We start from the raw sequence: 17,118 nt of genomic DNA, 5'->3' as shown, positions 1-17,118 counted from the left end.
AGGGGGAGATGCCCGGCAGGGCAGAGGGGGGCGCGACAGAACGCTGCTTTTGGCGCTGTGCGCCCTCGGCGCCTACTTCGTCTCGCCCAGCCTCTCCGCCTTGTCGAGATTGTCCTTGCCGATGACGATCGGCGTCAAAAGCACCAGCTTTTCCTTCGGCTCGGTCTTGTCCCTGGCGTAGGCGACCGCGATCTGCACCGCAGTGCGCGATTGTTCGCCGGGGAATTGCTCGACCGTTCCGGCCAGCTTGCCGTCGCGCACGGCGACCAGCGCTTCGGGAAGCGCGTCGAAGCCGTAGATCTTGACGTCGGTGAAGTTGCGCGCCGCGCAGGCTTCAACCGCGCCAAGCGCCATGTCGTCATTGGCGCAGATGATCGCGTCGGGCTTGCCGTTGGCGGCAAGGCCGGCCTCGGTGACGGACAGCGCCTCGGCGCGGGCGAAGTTGGCGGTCTGCTCGAAGATGATCTGGTACTTGTCCTTCATCGGATCGAGGACGTTGTGCACACCCTTGTTGCGGTCGATCGCCGGGCCGGCACCGGGCTGGCCCTGCAGATGGAAGATCTTGGCGCCGTTCGGGAACGCGGCCACCATGGCCTGCGCTTCGGCCTCGCCGCCTTTGACATTGTCGGCACCGACATGAGCGAGGATGCCCTCGACGCCGTCGACGCGGCGGTCGATGGTGACGACGGGAACGCCGGCCTTGACCGCTTCTTCGATGGCTGGGGCCAGCGCGTTGACGTCGAGCGGCGAGATGACGATGGCGTTGACCTTCTGCACGAGTGCCGCCTCGATGTCGGCGGTCTGCTTGGGCGCCGAGTTCTGGCCGTCGCTCTCGATCAGGTTGACGCCCTGCGCCTGGGCTTCCGCCTTGATCTGGTTCAGCATGTGCACGAAGAACGGAAAGCCGAGGCTCGGCACCGAGCCGAGGATGGTCAGCTTGTCCTGGGCAAAAGCCAGTTGCGGAGCGGCCAGCGCCAGGGCGCCCATCGCCGCGGTCGACAGCAGGAATTCACGTCTGTTGATCAATTTAGTCTCCTCCCAGATGAGCGCACGACCCCGGAACCGGAATGGGTTTTCCGGAAGGTTCCTTGCGTCGATTCAAAAATGGAGTGTCCTTCGAGCGCCCAACTCGTGTTTGAAGGGACGCAACGGCGCTCCAGCCGGTCCACCGCGACGTTCTCCTCCGCTCGGTGCCTGCCCAAGGATGCTAGCCAAGGCCGGCGCTTTGCGCAAGAACGGGAGAAGGCAAGACCTACCGATCGATCATCATCATGGTGCGCTCGCCGTAGCGCGGACCGGCGACCTTGCCGGGCGCCAATGCGTCGTCGAGCACCTGCATCTCGGCGGCGTCGAGCCTGATCGAAGCCGCGGCGACGTTCTCCTCGAGGTATTTTCTGCGCTTGGTGCCGGGGATCGGCACCATGTCGATGCCGAAGCCGCTCCCCTTGTGGAGCAGCCAGGCCAGCGCGATCTGACCTGGCTTGACGCGCTTGGCCGCGGCGATATCGAGTACCATGGCCGCCGCCTGCATGTTGGCGTCATAGTTGGCGCCCTGGTAGCGCGGGTCGCCGCGCCGGTAATCGCCCTCAGGATAGTCTTCGGCGCGCCTGACGTCGCCGGTGAGAAAGCCGCGGCCGAGCGGCGAGAACGGCACCAGGCCGATGCCGAGCTCCTTCAGCAGCGGGATGATCTCCGGTTCCAGATTGCGCTCCCATAGCGAGTATTCGCTCTGCACTGCCGACACCGGATGAACGGCATGCGCCCGGCGGACGTTGGCGGCACCGGCTTCCGACAGGCCGAAGAAGCGAACCTTGCCCTGAGCGATCAGCTCGCGGACAGCACCCGCCACATCCTCGATCGGCACCGCCGGATCGACGCGGTGCTGATAGAGGAGGTCGACATGGTCGGTGGCGAGCCTTCTCAGCGAACCTTCCAAAGCCTCGCGGATATGTTCGGGCCGGCTGTCGCGCTCGGTGCCGACTTGCTTGCCGTTTTCGATGCGGAAACCGAACTTCGTCGCGATCGTCACTTCATCGCGCCGGCCCTTCAGCGCGCGGCCGAGCAGCTCCTCGTTAGCGTACGGCCCGTAGACTTCCGCAGTGTCGAGGAAGGTGCAGCCGAGTTCGATGGCGCGGTGCAGCGTGGCGGTCGATTCCGCCTCGTCGGCTGGGCCATAGGACTGGCTCATGCCCATGCAGCCGAGACCGATTGCCGAGACTTGCAGCCCCTGGCTGCCGAGTTTGCGCATCGTCAATGTCATGTGAAGTTCTCCGGATCAGCATCGCGTTCCAAGCCGCCAGGGCAATATAGCGCACCGGCTCCGTTTCCACAGAGAGGGAGGCGCCACCGCGCGCGGCTCGCAGCGGCCGCCAAATTGACAGCCGACCCGCTCTCGGCCATCCTTAAGGCACGCCGCCTCGCGGCTTGTGCGTGAGTAAGCAGCATGGCTAGTTCCGTCGCCAGTCAGAAATCCAAGCGCGCCGCGGTGCGCAAGGCGCTCGACCGCCACAAGGTCTACATCACCGCGCAGCGTTTTTCGGCCGGCAGCTACAGCGCGCGCGTGCTGGTCGATGGCGAGGCCTATTGGGTCGACGAATTCCGGCTCAGCCAGCTGCAGCAGGGCCTGTCGCCGGCCGAACTCGAATTGACACCGGCCACCGACGATTGAGCGGCGTGACCTCCCATCCTTCGTCATCCCAGGGCGGAGCAGGAGCGAAACTGCGTCGCGGAGACCCTGGGATCGATGCCGTGACATTGGAGCGCCGCTGCGATGGGATTTTGATGCTGCGCTCGTTGCTTTTGCCCGCCACCTACGTCTAGTCCATGCCAGCTCCTTCGAAGCTCAAGGCCTATCGCGCCAAGCGCGAGTTCACGAGGACGCCGGAACCGGCCGGTGGTCTGGTTGCCGTTGAGGGCAATCGTTTCGTCGTCCACAAGCATCACGCCACCGCCGACCACTACGACCTTCGCCTCCAGGTCGGCGACGTGCTGAAGAGCTGGGCGGTGCCGCGCGGCCCCTCGCTCAATCCGGCCGACAAAAGGCTGGCGGTCGAGACCGAGGACCATCCGCTCGAATATATCGACTTCGAAGGTGTCATTCCCGAGGGCGAATATGGCGGCGGGCCGATGATCGTCTGGGACACCGGCATCTGGGCGCCGATGGACGACGTCGAGAAGAGCCTGCGCACCGGCTCCTTCAAGTTCCGGCTAGCCGGCGAGAAGCTCAATGGCGGCTGGATGCTGGCGCGGCTGAAGCCGAAGGCCGGCGAGGATGAGGGCAAGAAGAACTGGCTGCTGTTCAAGGAGCGTGATCTGGCCGCCGACGCCAAGCTCGACATACTGGAAGCCCGGCCGGAAAGCGTCAAATCCGGACGCCGCATCGAGGAACTGGCGGCAACGCCGAAGCCCGCCGCCAAACCTGCCAAGCCGGTGGTGCTGAAACCCGGTGCTTTGCCGGGCGCCGTCAAGGCGCCGTCGCCTTCCCGGATCGAGCCGCAACTGGCTACGCAGGTTCCGAAGCCGCCGGGCGGCGATGATCCCGCGGCCCGAACGGGCGAAGCCTGGCTGCACGAGATCAAGTTCGACGGCTACCGCACCATGGCGCATGTTTCCGACGGGAAGGTCAGGCTGATCACCCGCGCCGGTCTCGACTGGACGAAGCGCTATGGCGACCTGCCGCTTGCCTTCGCCAGGCTGCCCTGCCGCGAGGCGATCATCGACGGCGAGGTCGTCGCGCTCGACGCCAAGGGCATCAGCCGCTTTGCCCTTTTGCAGGATGCGCTGGCCGAAGGCGCCGGCAACAAGCTCCACTTCTATGCCTTCGACCTTCTCTATCTCGACGGCTGGGACCTAAGGCAAGTGCCGCTCCGCCGGCGCAAGACGCTGCTTTCGCAGCTGCTGTCCGGTCTTGGCGCCAACTCCGCCATCCAGTACAGCGATCACGCCGAGGGCGACGGCCAGGCGCTTTATGACCAGGCATCGGAAATGGGGCTGGAGGGCGTCGTCTCGAAACGTGCTACGGCGGTCTACCAGAGCGGCCGCACCAAGACCTGGACCAAGACCAAGGCGCTTCAGACCGGCGATTTCGTTATCGCCGGCTACACTGTCTCCGACGCGGCCGAGGGGCTGGCCGCACTCGGTCTCGGCGAATTCGAGGATGGCGAGCTGCACTATCGCGGCAAGGTCGGCACCGGCTTCGACGCCGCCACAGCCGGCGAGTTGCTGGCGCGGCTGGAGCCGTTGCGCGCCGGGGCGTCCGCGCCGGAAGGTGTTCCGCGCGAAATCATGCGCGAGATGAACTGGGTGCGGCCGCTGCTTTCGGCGCATATCCACTACGCCAACCGGACCACCGACAATGCGCTGCGCCATGCCGTATTCCGCGGCCTGCGCGACGTCGGCCTGTCGACGCCGGTTTCGGCCAAGCGCAAGCGGCTGATCGCCGAGGCCGACCTCGCAACCATCTGGGTGACCAACCCGACGCGGCGGCTGTTCGGCAAGACCGGCCCGACCAAGCTCGACATTGCCGTCTATTACGCGCTGGTCGGAGATTTCATGCTGCCGCATATCCTTGGCCGGCCGGTGTCGCTGGTGCGCTGCCCGACCGGCAGACCGCAGGACTGTTTCTTCCAGCGCCATGCCTTCACTGGCATGCCGTCATCCGTGGCGACCTTCGAGGCGACCAACTCCGAGGGCGAGACCAAATCCTATCTCTCGGTGGAAGACGCCAAGGGCTATCTGGCGCTGGCGCAGTTCGGCGTCGTCGAGTTCCACACCTGGGGCACCCATCGCACGCGGCTCGACAAGCCGGATTTGATCGTTTTCGATCTCGACCCGGGCGAGGGGATCGCCTGGCGCGACGTGGTGGAGGCGGCGGTGCATATTCGCAGCGAGCTCGAAGCCCTAGGGCTGGTGCCGTTTGCCAAGACCTCCGGGGGCCACGGCATCCACATCACCGTGCCGGTGACACAAAAGCAGAACTGGAAGAAACTGCACCGGGCGACCAGCGCCATCTCCACGCATCTTGCCGCCACCGCGCCCGACACTTTCACCACCACCATGGGCAAGGAGAACCGCAAGCGGCGCATCTTCATCGACTATCACCGCAATGCGCGCGGCCACACCTCGGCGGCTCCCTATTCGCTGCGCGCCCGCACCAATTTGCCGGCCTCGACACCGGTGAGCTGGAGCGACCTGGAATCCATCGACGCCCCGCAGGACCTGAATTATTCGTCACTGCCGGGCCTGCTGGCGACGTCAGGCGACCCTTGGGCCGACATGGAAGATTTCGCACGGGATTTGCCGTTGATAGCCACCGCGAGGTAGTTCTGCGGGCTCCCAGACTCCATCGACGCTCCGGAAAATTTGAATTATTCTTCGCCATGGACCTCTTGCGTGCAGGCTGCTCTCAGCGGAGGAAGATTTCGCTAGGGATTTGCCGGTATTGTAAGGGCCCGGTATTGTAGGATTTCGGCAGTCCCGTTCGTCCTCCGGACGAATGAACGCTGCGAACTGTTCGACAGCACAAGGCCGCGTAGGAGTATTTCATGGCGCCCAGGGCAAGTTGGAAAGGTTACCTCAAGCTCAGTCTGGTCAGCTGTCCGGTCCGGCTCTATCCGGCGACGAGCGCCAGCGAACGCATCAGCTTCAATCAGCTGCACAAGAAGACGCACAACCGCATCAACATGAAGCCGGTCGACCCCGAGCTCGGGCTGGTCGAGCGTTCGGACCTGGTCAAGGGCTACGAATACGAGGACAAGCAGTACATCATCATCGAGGACTCCGATCTCGATGCGGTGCGCATCGAATCCAACCATACGATGAACATCGAGGCTTTTGTCGACGAGCATTCGGTCGACGTCATCTATCAGGACGCGCCCTATTACCTGGCGCCGGATGGCGCAATGGCCGAGGAGACCTTTGCCGTGTTGCGCGAAGCGATGCGCAAATCGGGCAAGCTGGCGATCGCCCGCCTTGTGCTGTCCAGCCGCGAGCGCGTCGTGACGATCGGCGCGCGCGAGAACGGCATGTTCGTCTGCACCTTGAGGAATCCGAACGAAGTGCGTGGCACGGCTGAATATTTCGGCAATATCCCGGCCGGAAACCCCGATCCCGAAATGCTGCAATTGGCCGAAGCGCTGATCAAGCAGAAGGAAACCGCCTTCGATCCAAAGAATTACGAGGACCGCTACGAGATCGCGCTGATGGCAATGATCCGCGAGAAGCTCAAGGGTCACAAGCCTATCATCGCGGCGGCGCCTGAGCGCGGCAATGTCATCAACCTCATGGATGCGCTGAAGGCGAGCCTGTCGCAATCGGCCAAGCCGCCGGCCAAGTCCAAGAGCAAGGCCGATGAAACGGCCAAGCCCGCGGCGAAATCCGCCAAGGCCGGCGCCGCCGCGGCCAAGGAAAACCCGCTCAAGGCGAACCTGCTCAAAGCCGTCGGCAAGAGCAAGGCGTGACGGCTCTCGCCGGCACGGTCTTCGGCATCGTCGGCGCGCTGGCGGCCTTTCCGCTTAGGCTGGCGGCGCGCGAGGTCGAGCGCCGGCACGGCCAGTTGCGGCGCGGCGTCACTCGGCGCACCACACATGTCGTGTTGGGCCGCATGTTGCTCGCCAGGGCCGGCGATACCGAGATTGAACGCCGCGTCGTCACCGAGCGCGCGGCCGGGCGCAAGCTGGTCAGCGAGAACGGCTTCCTGCGCCTGCTCGGGCTGATGAAAGCGCCGGAGGCTTCGGCGCTGTCGCGGCAGTCGCTGATCGACCAGTCGCGGCTGACCGGCGCGGATCTCGACCTTTTGTCGCTGTTCGATGCCTTCGAGCATGATTGCGAACCGTATTCCTTTCGCGACCTGATCCTCGCCCGCAAATATGCCGGGCTGGTTGCCGGCGGCGCCTCGTGGGGGGCGATCGCGCGCTCTGTGCATCGCTCGGGCCCGGTCGCCTCGCTCACCGCCAAGTCGCTCGCCGTCGGCTCGCAGCATGGGAGGGCCGACGCGATCTATCTCGAGGGAGGCCAGAGCGAACTCGACGGCCAGCTGCTGTTCGATCTGGGAACGCGGGATGACGACACGCTGGAAGAGCTGTTCGCCGATGCCGAGGCGGCGGAAGAGGCTGAAGACCACGAGCAGGCGGCGGCACTCTACCAGCGCTGCCTGGCCATCGATCCGAGCGATGCGATCGCCGCCTTCAACCGCGCCAACTGCCTGCGCGCGGCCGGCCACGCGGCCGAGGCGGCGCACGACTATGCCCGCGCCATCAAGTGCGACCCCGGCTTCGTAGAAGCCTGGTTCAATCTTGCCGGGCTGATGAGCGAAGAGGGGCGGGTAGCCTCGGCGCGCCGCCATTTGCTGAAGGCGATCGCACTCGATCCCAATTATGCCGACGCGGTGTTCAACCTTGCGAGGCTGGAGTTCGACGCCGGCAATTTCGCCGAGGCGCGGCGTCGCTGGGTGCGCTACCTCGAACTCGATCCCAATTCCGAATGGGCGCGCACGGCGGCCAAGGGGATACAGTTCGTCGATTTGCAGCTGGCGCAAAAGTCGGCGGGGTGAGGTAATCCAATGCCTGCGCTTGAACACCCCCCTCTGTCCTGCCGGACATCTCCCCCTCAAGGGGGGAGATCGGCAGCTTCGGTGCCCCGCGTGCCTTTCAGCTTTAGTGGTTGGCGAAACCGGCGGCGACATCCAATCTCCCCCCTTGAGGGGGAGATGTCCGGTAGGACAGAGGGGGGTGGGACGGAACGCGGCCTCTATAAGTGGGCCGCCCCATGACCACCTTCCTCTTCGACGGCCCCGACACCGCCGCCATCACCATCTTGCTCGCGCATGGCGCAGGCGCTCCTATGGACTCGCCCTCGCTGACAGCCACGGCAAAAGCGCTCGCCGCGGCCGGTTTCCGCATCGCGCGCTTCGAATTCCACTACATGGCGGCCCGCCGCTACGGCCATCGCAAGCCGCCGCCGCGCGCCGAGACGGTTAACCCAGAATACGTCAAGGCGATCGCCGACCTCCGGGGGAAGGGCGTGGACGGTCCGCTCATCATCGGCGGCAAGTCGATGGGCGGACGCGTCGCTTCGATGATCGCCGACGAGATGTTTTCGAAGGGCGAGATCTCGGGCCTGCTTTGCCTCGGCTATCCCTTCCATCCGCCGGACAAACCGACGCAGCTTCGGACAAAGCACCTCGCCGATCTCAAGACGCCGACATTGATCCTCCAGGGCACGCGCGACGAGTTCGGGACCAAAGACGAGGTCGCGACCTATGCTCTGTCCGAGGCGATCGAGATTCTCTGGCTGGAAGATGGCGACCATGATCTGAAGCCGCGCAAAAACATCTCCGGCTTCTCCACCGCCGATCATCTGACGACGCTCGCTGATGCGGTGAAGGCGTGGACCGAACGCATCGTGCGCTGAAGCAGGCCGATGAAGATCGCCACCTTCAACGTCAACAACATCAACAGCCGGCTGCCGAACCTGCTCGCATGGCTGGCCGCCGCCAAACCCGACATCGCCTGCCTGCAGGAGCTCAAGGCGAGACAGACGCAGTTTCCGCGCACTGCGCTGGCGGCCGCCGGCTACGGCGCGGTTTGGGTCGGGCAGCCGACCTGGAACGGCGTCGCCATCCTTTCGCGTGGCTCAGAACCCGTTCTGACCCGCGAGGCGCTGCCCGGCGACGATAGCGATCAGCAGGCGCGCTACATCGAAGCGGCGGTCAACGGTATCGTCGTCGCCTCGCTCTACGCGCCGAACGGCAACCCGCAGCCCGGCCCGAAATTCCAGTACAAGCTGGCCTGGCACGAAAGGCTGGAGGCACATGCGGCGCAGTTGCTCGACACCGGCCTGCCCGTGGTGCTGGCCGGCGACTACAACATCGTGCCCGAGGCGCGCGACATCTACCCGACCCGCTCCTATGACGACAACGCGCTGGTGCAGCCGGAAAGCCGCGCGTCGTTCCAGCGGCTGCTCGACCAGGGCTGGCTTGACGCGCTGCGCAAGAAGCACCCGACGGAGACGCTCTACACATTCTGGGACTATCGCCGCAATCGCTGGCCGCGCGATGCCGGCCTGCGGCTCGACCATATCTTGCTCTCGAAGAAGCTGTCGCGCCGGCTGGTCGCGGCGGGCATCGACCGCGACGTGCGCGGCGAGACCGGCGCCAGCGACCACGCGCCTGTCTGGGTGGAGTTGCGGTGAAGCACGAAAACTGGCGCCGCCTTTCCGGGCGCCAACCAGTCAGGTTGGCCGCGCCGCTTCACGGGCGAACGCTTCGATCAAAGGGACGTATCCCTCAAGGTCGGGCTGCGTAGCGAAACTGTGGGTAGCGGCGGTCGAAGCCCAGGGCAGCTTTTCCGATGTGAAGACTTCGACGAAAGGCACATACCAATGATGTTCGTCCAGCATGGTCGCACGAATGTTGACGAAAAAGTCCAGGCCATGCGGACGCGTGAACATCCAGTTCTTGCAATGCGGGCAATAGAGTTGCCGGTGCGGGCCGTGCAGGCCGCCGACCACCGGCTCGCCTTGGGTGACGGCGAAACCGGCGCTCGGCACGGCGATGGTCAAGGAATACGCGCTGGCGCTCAGTTTCTGGCAGCCGGTGCAGTGACACGCCATCGTTAGCAAGGGCGGGGCACTTACGCGAAAGCGTATCCCGCCGCATAGGCAACCGCCGTCCCAAGGTAGCTTCCAATCGTCCATGGCTGGCCTCGCGTTAGCCTCTGCCTGCGATCTAGCGTGCGACCGCCAAGCTGCAATCTCTCCCTTGACGGTCACTCAAAGAAGGGCATCGGCAGCTTGGCCGTCCCCGAACCCGCGTTCGCTCGCGGCCGCGGCAGTTGAAGCGATCACATGATTGTCGAAGCTGTTCGCGCCGAACCAGCGGGTGAACTGGCATTTCGTTGCCGACATGCCGTTGCGCGTCTCGTCGCTGGGCGGCCTTGGCACCTATTGCAACGTCTCTTCCATCGAAATCTTCATGACGAGCTGGCGCTCGAGCGGGTGAAGACCGTGCTTGGGGTTCAGGATTTTATCCTGCCCCAGGAATCGTGAACACCACGTCGGCGCGGCCGTAGCCGCCATCGGCGACCTCCTCGATCAGCACCATCGTGTAAGGGCGCACGCCTTCGCCGAACATCTCGACGAACAGGGCTGTGGTCTTGTGGACGAGGTCCTCCTTCTGTTCGGCGGACAGCGCGCGCTCAGGCACCTTGAAGTTTGCAAACGGCATGACGTCGATTCCCTGTTGGTTGTTGGAGATAAAGTCAGACCGTGCCGCCATTGGCGCGCAGCACCTGGCCGTTGACCCAGCCGCTGTCCGGTCCGGCGAGGAACGACACCACGCCGGCGATGTCGGCGGGCTGGCCGAGCCGCCCCAGCGGGATCATCCTGGTGATCGTTTCGACCAGTGCCTCAGACTTGCCGCCGAGGAACAGCTCGGTGGCCACCGGCCCCGGCGCCACGACATTGACTGTGATGCCGCGCGGCCCGAGTTCCTTGGCCAGCACATGCGTCATCGCCTCGACGCCGGCCTTGGTGGCAGCGTAAACGCCGTAGGTCGGCTGGTAGAGCCCGACCACGCTGGACGAGAAGCTGACGACGCGGCCGCCGTCGCGCAGCCTTCGTGCGGCCTCGCGCATGCCACGGAAGACGCCACCGAGGTTCACCGCGACCTGCTGCTCAAAACCGGTGTCGTCCATCTGCGCGATCGGCGCGAGCTTCATGATGCCGGCGTTGTTGACCAGCACGTCGAGGCCGCCAAACGCCTGCTCGGCTGCGTCGAACAGATGCGCCACGCCTTTGGGATCGCCGACATCGGCCTGAACGGCGATCGCCATGCCGCCCGCCGCTTCGATCCCGCGCACCACGCCTTCGGCTGCTTCGGCGCCCCTGGCATAGTTGACGACGACCGAAAAGCCGTCGCGTGCCAGCCTTCTGGCAATTTCGGCGCCGATACCCTTCGAGGCGCCGGTTACCAGCGCCACCTTTGCATTCCGCGCAGTCATGTCAGCTCTCCAATTCTTGTCCGCTGAAAATAGGCGATAAAATCCTGCGGGATAATCGCTCGGGACTTGCCAACACCATTCGGATATGGCGAACAATGGCGATGGACAGTCTCGACCGGATGCGCCTGCTTGCCCGTGTGATCGAGCGCGGCAGCTTCACCGCGGCCGCCGCCGATCTGTCGATGTCGCGATCGAGCGCCACCGAGGCGATCAAGGATCTCGAGGCGCGGCTGGGGGTGAGGCTGCTCGAACGCACCACGCGCCATGTCAGGCCGACATTGGACGGCCAGGCCTATTACCAGCGCTGCCTCGCCATCCTTGCCGATGTCGAAGATGCCGAGGCCGGCTTTCAATCGGCGCAGCCGCAAGGCCTTTTGAGGATCGACGTGCACGGCTTCATGGCCCGCCATTTCATCCTGCCGCGGCTCACCGAATTCCTCGACCGCTACCCCGGGATCGACCTGCATATCGGCGACGGCGACCGGCTGGTCGATCTGGTGCGCGAGGGCATCGACTGCGTGCTGCGTTCCGGCGAACAGGCCGACAGCGGCATGATCGTGCGGCGGGTGGCAACATTGCGCGAGGTCACCTGCGCCAGCCCCGCCTATCTCGAAAAGCACGGCATGCCGGCAACCCCCGACGATCTGGAAGGCCATCTGATGGTCGGCTTTCGCTCGTCGCGGACCGGCGAGATCATGCCGCTCGAATTCACCGTTGGCGGCGCGTTGCGCTATGTCACGCTGCCGAACCGGGTGACGGTCAACGGCTCCGACACGATGGCGGAACTGGCGCGTCTCGGCTTCGGCCTGGTGCAGGCGCCGCATTACCGCTTCGCCGGGGATTTCGCACGCGGCACGCTTGTCGAAGTGCTGCCGGATTACCCGCCGTCGCCGACACCGCTGTCGGCGCTCTACCCACAGAACCGCCAGCTCGCGCCACGGGTACGCGTGTTCATCGACTGGGTGACCGGGATTTTTGGCGAGGGTGGGACATCGGGCCGGGTGTGATCGTCCGGACCGCCGGCTACTTAGTGACAAGATCGGAACCGGGACCAGCGCAACAGTCCATGACGGCGGCGAGCCTGTCCCCATGCAGCGGAGCGACGCGCGCTTCACCGGACGGGCAGTCGTACCGGCCAAAGAGCAAGAGAGGATCCACAGCGTCTGGCGCAGCGCCTACGGTTCGATCGTTACCGCCATCGTGCGACTTGAGGACGGGCGCACCGCCGGCGCTTATGCCGTAACGGGGGGTTGGGTGAGGACAAAAGCTGCGCTCTCGCTGCGTTCGCGTCCAGGCACGGCAAACTGTAGGAGTTCACCGACATCGTTGCGTTGATCGAAGCGAGGGAAGCCGAAAAGCCGATGGTCGCGGAAGGTACAAAAACGGACCGCCTTACCTTCACGATGGAAAATTCGGACAGTTAGCCGACAACTCGGCCCATGCTCGATCCAATTCGAGTTTCGATTGGGTCTTTTCAATGCTTTTCGCGGTAGCGTTGTCAATGAAGTTGCTTTCGACCCGCATGACTCGAAAATTTCCACCTGACGGCCGCTGATAGAGGACAATATAGCCGCAGTAACGATCGATGTTTTCAAACTTCGCCGCTATGTCGACTGCGGCATAAACGCCAGGAAAGGCAGCGTTCGCTGGGTCCTTCAACCACGTGAATTTGAGTAGCCGGCGCTCGCGCACAGTGCCGGCCTGAGAATGAAAACGTTTACTTTGCTCCACGAAGGTGTTCGATGGGATCGAAGCTTTGGCGGTATCAGTTATCATTTCGTATGCCCGCCCATACTCTTGGCTATCGAGCGAAAGGAAATAGCGACCAACCGTTTCCGTTGCATCTCGAACCGCGTCCTCTGAGGGCGTCCACTCTTGCGATTGTGCGGGTAGGATCGCAACCAACACCGAGGTCACGATCGCAAGGAAAGCTACGGCTGCATGTGTCATGGGAATTTCTTCGCAGGAGCTTGTCACGAATGCAATCCGGTCACGGCCGATAGCCAGAATTTCAAACTGAACCCACATCCCAATAGCGGGCCATACTAGCGCTGCCGCAAGCGGATTTGCGCATATCTCGAAGTCCAGCCTCTTGCCGTCGCCGTGCGCGTCATCGCCGGCCCGTCCCACCGGGTCTGATCCAGCCGGGGAAGAAACTGGCGGGTTCAGACAATTTGGCGCGGGGCGCCTCACCACTTGCGGGCTTCCGCCGGCGCGGCCTATCGCGTATTGGCGCGGGAACTCTCCTTTGGCCTTTCCTGGAAAACCATGATTCGTCTCGAAAGCATCAGCAAGCAGAACGGCCGGCAGATCGTCTTCATCGAAGCGTCCGCCGCGTTGCAGAAGGGCGAGAAGGTCGGGCTGGTCGGGCCTAACGGCGCCGGCAAGACAACGCTGTTTCGCATGATCAACGGCGAGGAGCAGCCTGACGAGGGCCAGGTCTCGGTCGATCGCGGCGTCACCATCGGCTATTTCAGCCAGGATGTCGGCGACATGTCCGGCCGCAGCGCCGTTGCCGAAGTGATGGACGGCGCCGGGCCGGTGAGCGAAGTGGCGGCCGAGATGCGTGAGCTCGAGCACGCGATGGGCGACCCCGATCGCGCCGGTGAAATGGACGAGATCATCGCCCGTTACGGCGAGGCACAGCACCGCTTCGAGGAGCTCGACGGTTACGCGCTGGATGGGCGTGCTCGCGAGGTGCTGGACGGCCTTGGCTTCAGCCAGGAGATGATGGACGGCGACGTCGGCAAGCTGTCCGGCGGCTGGAAAATGCGCGTGGCACTGGCCAGGATCCTTTTGATGCGGCCCGACGCCATGCTGCTCGACGAGCCGAGCAACCATCTCGACCTCGAAAGCCTGATCTGGCTGGAGCAGTTCCTGAAGAACTACGACGGCGCGCTGCTGATGACCTCGCACGACCGCGAGTTCATGAACCGCATCGTCAACAAGGTGGTCGAGATCGATGGTGGCTCGCTGACCGCTTACTCGGGGAATTACGAATTCTACCAGCAGCAGCGGGCGATCGCCGACCGGCAGCAGCAGGCGCAGTTCGAGCGCCAGCAGGCGATGCTGGCCAAGGAGATCGCCTTCATCGAGCGCTTCAAGGCGCGTGCCTCGCATGCCGCGCAGGTGCAGAGCCGGGTGAAGAAGCTGGACAAGATCGACCGGGTCGAGCCGCCCAAGCGCCGCCAGAAGGTATCGTTCGATTTTCAGCCGGCGCCGCGCTGCGGCGAGGACGTGGTGACGCTGAAGAACGTGCACAAGGGCTACGGCAGCCGCTCGATCTACGCGGGATTGGATTTTCAGGTGCGCCGCCGCGAGCGCTGGTGCATCATGGGCGTCAACGGCGCCGGCAAGTCGACGCTGCTGAAGCTGGTCGCTGGCGCTTCCGAGCCGGACGATGGCACGGTTGCGCGCGGGCCTAGCGTCAAGATGGGCTATTTCGCCCAGCACGCCATGGAAGTGCTGGAGGGCGAGCGCACCGTGTTCCAGACGCTGGAAGATGCATTTCCGCAGGCCGGCCAGGCGCCGCTCAGGGCGCTGGCCGGCTGCTTCGGCTTTTCCGGCGACGAGATCGAGAAGAAGTGCCGCGTGCTGTCGGGCGGCGAGAAGGCGCGGCTGGTGATGGCGCTGATGCTGTTCGATCCGCCCAATCTGCTGGTGCTGGACGAGCCGACCAACCACCTCGACATCGCCACCAAGGAAATGCTGATCACGGCACTGTCGCAGTACGAGGGAACCATGCTGTTCGTCTCGCATGACCGCCATTTCCTGGCGGCGCTGTCGAACCGGGTGCTGGAACTGACGCCCGAGGGCATCCACACCTATGGCGGCGGCTATACCGAGTATGTCGAGCGCACCGGACAGGAGGCGCCGGGGTTGCGGAGCTGAGGCGCGCACCCAGCTCTGCCGCTTCGATTCCGGAGGCTAAGCACGAGCTGTTCAGCCGTGTATCGCAATTTCGCGCAGCGGATCGCCGCCGTCGATGAACAGCCGGCCTTGCGCGGTCAACGCGGCGCCGAGCCGTCGCAGGGCAATTTTTCCTGCTTCGGGATGACGCCCGTCCAGCGCGCCGACGCGCACCGCAACGGCAATGTCGAAGTGCTTCTCGTCGGCCTCCAACTCGAAATCCTCGATGGCGACCTGGCGAAGGCTCAGCCGGCCTGCCGCAATCTCGGCGCGCGAAGCGGCCCCGGCCTGCGCGATGGCCTTTGCCGAGCGGTCGATCGCCAGCACGTGCCCGCCGCCGATCCGGCGCGCGATCTCGCGCGCTGCAGCGCCCGGTCCGCAGCCGATCTCCAGCACTCGCATGCCCTGCCGCAAGGGCAGGGCATTGACGATCGCCAAAAGCCTTGGCGACAAGTCGTTCGCGATACGCTCTTCTCCAGCTTTTTCGCAATCCGAGATTAGCGACCGCGGCCGGCGACGGGAAGGCCGAGAGACGCGGGCATCGCCGATGTGTTCAGCTGGTATGTTCAGGCGGGTGCTGCTTGAGCAGGGGGCATGATCGACACGAAGAGGTCCGGTCTCCCGCGGGCGACCGGGCGGACCCCGAGCGGCCCGGCGTCGTTGACCTGAGGGGTAGGGAGGGACTGGCGCCGAGCCTAACCGGTTGGGGGGTAGATCACCGGCCGTTTATGTGTATACGCTCAAGCTAATATGAGCGCAAGCTAATGTTTTGCCTCAGCGATGTTGGACGATTGTGCTGATCAGTGGCCGGTTGTGGCTTCCTGCCGCGCCCTCCAACCCGGCCAACACCGCTTATTGCCTTCAAGTCCTGGCTCCAATGCTGTACCCCGGCCGAAATTCAAGGAGCCTGCAATGACCTCACATCCCGACATCCCCGACGCCAGCATGGCGGTCGATGCGGCCGGCATGACAGCCGATGACCGGCGCGCTCGCGAAGCGGATGCCGCATGGCGGGACGATGTTCGCGAGGGCGTGCGGCATGTAGGCGATCTGGATTCGCTGCCGCTGTCGCCAGCCGAGCGGGCGGCGGCCGACGCCGCGGCCACGCGCCACAAGGTTCGCATCCCCAAGGCCTATCTCGACCTGATCGACTGGAACGACCCCGCCGATCCGATACGGCTTCAGGTCATCCCGTCGCCCGACGAACTGGCAGAGCAGGAGGGCGAACTCGACGATCCGATCGCCGACCACGCCTTCAGTCCGGTGCCAAGAGTGACGCATCGCCATGCCGACCGGGTTTTGCTGTTCCCGACCTATCAATGCGCGGTCTATTGCCGGTTCTGCTTTCGCAAGGAGCAGTTGACCTCGATCGGCCGCGGCTATACGCGCGAAGCCCTCGACGAGGCCTTCGCCTATATCGCGGCCCATCCGCAAATCCGCGAGGTGATCCTGACCGGCGGCGACCCACTGTCGCTGCCGGACAAGGCGCTGGCGGAAATCCGCGCCCGAGTCGAGGCGATCCAGCACGTGCGGCTGTTGCGCATCCACACTCGCGTACCCGTCGCGCTGCCGTCGCGCGTCACCGGCCGGTTAGTTCAAGCCTTGCAGGGCCGGCTGATGGTCACTGTCGTCACCCATTTCAACCATCCACGCGAAATCACGGAGGCGACCGAGCGGGCCTGCCGCACGTTGCGGCAGGGCGGCTTCGTGCTGCTCAACCAGAGCGTTCTGCTGAAAGGCGTGAACGATACGGTCGAGGTGTTGGAAGAGCTGTGCCGCGAGCTGATGTACCGCCTTGGCGTCAAACCATATTACCTGCACCACGGCGACCTCGTGCCCGGAATGGCGCACCGGCGCACCACGATCGCCGAGGGCCAGGCGCTGGTCAGCGCCTTGCGTGCGCGCCTGTCCGGCATCTGCAATCCCGTCTACGTGCTGGACCTGCCGGACGGCGGAGGGAAAGTCCCGCTCGGCCAGTCCTATCTCGAGGCGCGCGAAGGGGAGACGTGGCGAATACGTGGGCTTGATGGGGTTGTGAGGAGGTATGGAGAGCTGGTTGGGGAGGAGGGACGCGCCGCCGCCGTCCAAGCCGGCCCACCTTGGTGACCTGACACGTAGCCCTTGATCACGGAAGCATGCGTTAACCGCTGTTCTATTTGGTGGTTGCGCAATTGCCAAAATAGTGAAAACGTTGGTCCGGGGTAATGGGTAA

Annotated in this window: 17 protein-coding genes; 10 read left to right on the top strand and 7 right to left on the bottom strand. The window is 64.4% G+C overall.

Annotated features, from left to right (window positions below; translation table 11 throughout):
- Window positions 1-72: 72 nt before the first annotated feature.
- Both NMG46_RS22110 and NMG46_RS22105 read right to left on the bottom strand, forming a co-directional pair.
- Window positions 73-1,023 (bottom strand): substrate-binding domain-containing protein, encoded by a 951-nt coding sequence (locus tag NMG46_RS22110; protein WP_254819725.1) that lies wholly within the window; start codon window positions 1,021-1,023, stop codon window positions 73-75.
- A gap of 229 nt (window positions 1,024-1,252) precedes the next feature.
- Window positions 1,253-2,260, bottom strand: coding sequence for an aldo/keto reductase (locus NMG46_RS22105; protein ID WP_254819650.1), 1,008 nt, complete (start codon window positions 2,258-2,260; stop codon window positions 1,253-1,255).
- Window positions 2,261-2,443: 183 nt separating this feature from the next.
- Here NMG46_RS22105 and NMG46_RS22100 point away from each other — a divergent pair, with 183 nt between their 5' ends.
- The 6 genes from NMG46_RS22100 to NMG46_RS22075 all read left to right on the top strand — a co-directional run bounded on the left by NMG46_RS22100 (window position 2,444) and on the right by NMG46_RS22075 (window position 9,189).
- The gene (locus tag NMG46_RS22100; RefSeq protein WP_254819649.1) at window positions 2,444-2,668 is read left to right on the top strand and encodes a hypothetical protein; all 225 of its coding nucleotides are present in this window, start codon (window positions 2,444-2,446) and stop codon (window positions 2,666-2,668) included.
- A gap of 155 nt (window positions 2,669-2,823) precedes the next feature.
- Window positions 2,824-5,322 (top strand): DNA ligase D, encoded by a 2,499-nt coding sequence (gene ligD / locus NMG46_RS22095; RefSeq protein WP_254819648.1) that lies wholly within the window; start codon window positions 2,824-2,826, stop codon window positions 5,320-5,322.
- Between the two features lie 221 nt (window positions 5,323-5,543).
- The gene (locus NMG46_RS22090) at window positions 5,544-6,458 is read left to right on the top strand and encodes a Ku protein (RefSeq protein ID WP_254819647.1); all 915 of its coding nucleotides are present in this window, start codon (window positions 5,544-5,546) and stop codon (window positions 6,456-6,458) included.
- Window positions 6,455-7,549, top strand: a complete 1,095-nt coding sequence (locus NMG46_RS22085; RefSeq protein WP_254819646.1) for a tetratricopeptide repeat protein — start codon at window positions 6,455-6,457, stop codon at window positions 7,547-7,549. The genes NMG46_RS22090 and NMG46_RS22085 overlap by 4 nt, the downstream gene beginning before the upstream one ends.
- Window positions 7,550-7,764: 215 nt before the next feature.
- Window positions 7,765-8,409, top strand: a complete 645-nt coding sequence (locus NMG46_RS22080) for an alpha/beta family hydrolase (protein ID WP_254819645.1) — start codon at window positions 7,765-7,767, stop codon at window positions 8,407-8,409.
- 9 nt (window positions 8,410-8,418) lie between these two features.
- On the top strand, window positions 8,419-9,189 hold the full coding sequence (locus NMG46_RS22075; protein ID WP_254819644.1) for an exodeoxyribonuclease III: 771 nt from the start codon (window positions 8,419-8,421) through the stop codon (window positions 9,187-9,189).
- Between the two features lie 39 nt (window positions 9,190-9,228).
- Here NMG46_RS22075 and NMG46_RS22070 read toward each other — a convergent pair whose 3' ends face one another.
- Complete coding sequence (locus tag NMG46_RS22070; protein ID WP_254819643.1) at window positions 9,229-9,693, bottom strand: GFA family protein; 465 nt, start codon at window positions 9,691-9,693, stop codon at window positions 9,229-9,231.
- Between the two features lie 154 nt (window positions 9,694-9,847).
- Between NMG46_RS22070 and NMG46_RS22065 the strand changes: the two genes are divergently transcribed.
- On the top strand, window positions 9,848-9,997 hold the full coding sequence (locus NMG46_RS22065) for a hypothetical protein (RefSeq protein ID WP_254819642.1): 150 nt from the start codon (window positions 9,848-9,850) through the stop codon (window positions 9,995-9,997).
- A gap of 24 nt (window positions 9,998-10,021) precedes the next feature.
- Here NMG46_RS22065 and NMG46_RS22060 read toward each other — a convergent pair whose 3' ends face one another.
- Both NMG46_RS22060 and NMG46_RS22055 read right to left on the bottom strand, forming a co-directional pair.
- Window positions 10,022-10,222, bottom strand: coding sequence for a 4-oxalocrotonate tautomerase family protein (locus tag NMG46_RS22060; RefSeq protein WP_254819641.1), 201 nt, complete (start codon window positions 10,220-10,222; stop codon window positions 10,022-10,024).
- A gap of 34 nt (window positions 10,223-10,256) precedes the next feature.
- The gene (locus NMG46_RS22055; protein WP_254819640.1) at window positions 10,257-10,997 is read right to left on the bottom strand and encodes an SDR family oxidoreductase; all 741 of its coding nucleotides are present in this window, start codon (window positions 10,995-10,997) and stop codon (window positions 10,257-10,259) included.
- Between the two features lie 101 nt (window positions 10,998-11,098).
- Between NMG46_RS22055 and NMG46_RS22050 the strand changes: the two genes are divergently transcribed.
- The gene (locus tag NMG46_RS22050; protein WP_254819724.1) at window positions 11,099-12,004 is read left to right on the top strand and encodes a LysR family transcriptional regulator; all 906 of its coding nucleotides are present in this window, start codon (window positions 11,099-11,101) and stop codon (window positions 12,002-12,004) included.
- 391 nt (window positions 12,005-12,395) lie between these two features.
- Here NMG46_RS22050 and NMG46_RS22045 read toward each other — a convergent pair whose 3' ends face one another.
- Window positions 12,396-13,127: a DUF4019 domain-containing protein gene (locus NMG46_RS22045; RefSeq protein ID WP_254819639.1), complete on the bottom strand. Its 732-nt coding sequence runs from the start codon at window positions 13,125-13,127 to the stop codon at window positions 12,396-12,398.
- Window positions 13,128-13,265: 138 nt separating this feature from the next.
- Between NMG46_RS22045 and NMG46_RS22040 the strand changes: the two genes are divergently transcribed.
- Window positions 13,266-14,888: an ABC-F family ATP-binding cassette domain-containing protein gene (locus tag NMG46_RS22040; protein WP_254819638.1), complete on the top strand. Its 1,623-nt coding sequence runs from the start codon at window positions 13,266-13,268 to the stop codon at window positions 14,886-14,888.
- Window positions 14,889-14,939: 51 nt separating this feature from the next.
- On the opposite strand, the gene NMG46_RS22035 is transcribed toward NMG46_RS22040, so the two are convergent.
- Window positions 14,940-15,371: a cyclopropane-fatty-acyl-phospholipid synthase family protein gene (locus NMG46_RS22035; RefSeq protein ID WP_368389313.1), complete on the bottom strand. Its 432-nt coding sequence runs from the start codon at window positions 15,369-15,371 to the stop codon at window positions 14,940-14,942.
- A gap of 501 nt (window positions 15,372-15,872) precedes the next feature.
- On the opposite strand from NMG46_RS22035, the gene NMG46_RS22030 reads away from it, so the two are divergent.
- On the top strand, window positions 15,873-17,012 hold the full coding sequence (locus tag NMG46_RS22030) for a KamA family radical SAM protein (protein ID WP_254819723.1): 1,140 nt from the start codon (window positions 15,873-15,875) through the stop codon (window positions 17,010-17,012).
- The last annotated feature ends 106 nt before the right edge of the window (window positions 17,013-17,118 follow it).

Source organism: Mesorhizobium sp. LMG 17147, from assembly GCF_024297145.1.
Taxonomy (GTDB): Bacteria; Pseudomonadota; Alphaproteobacteria; order Rhizobiales; family Rhizobiaceae; genus Mesorhizobium.
Note: the sequence above shows the minus strand (reverse complement) of the source record. Positions and strands in the feature narration are given on the sequence as shown.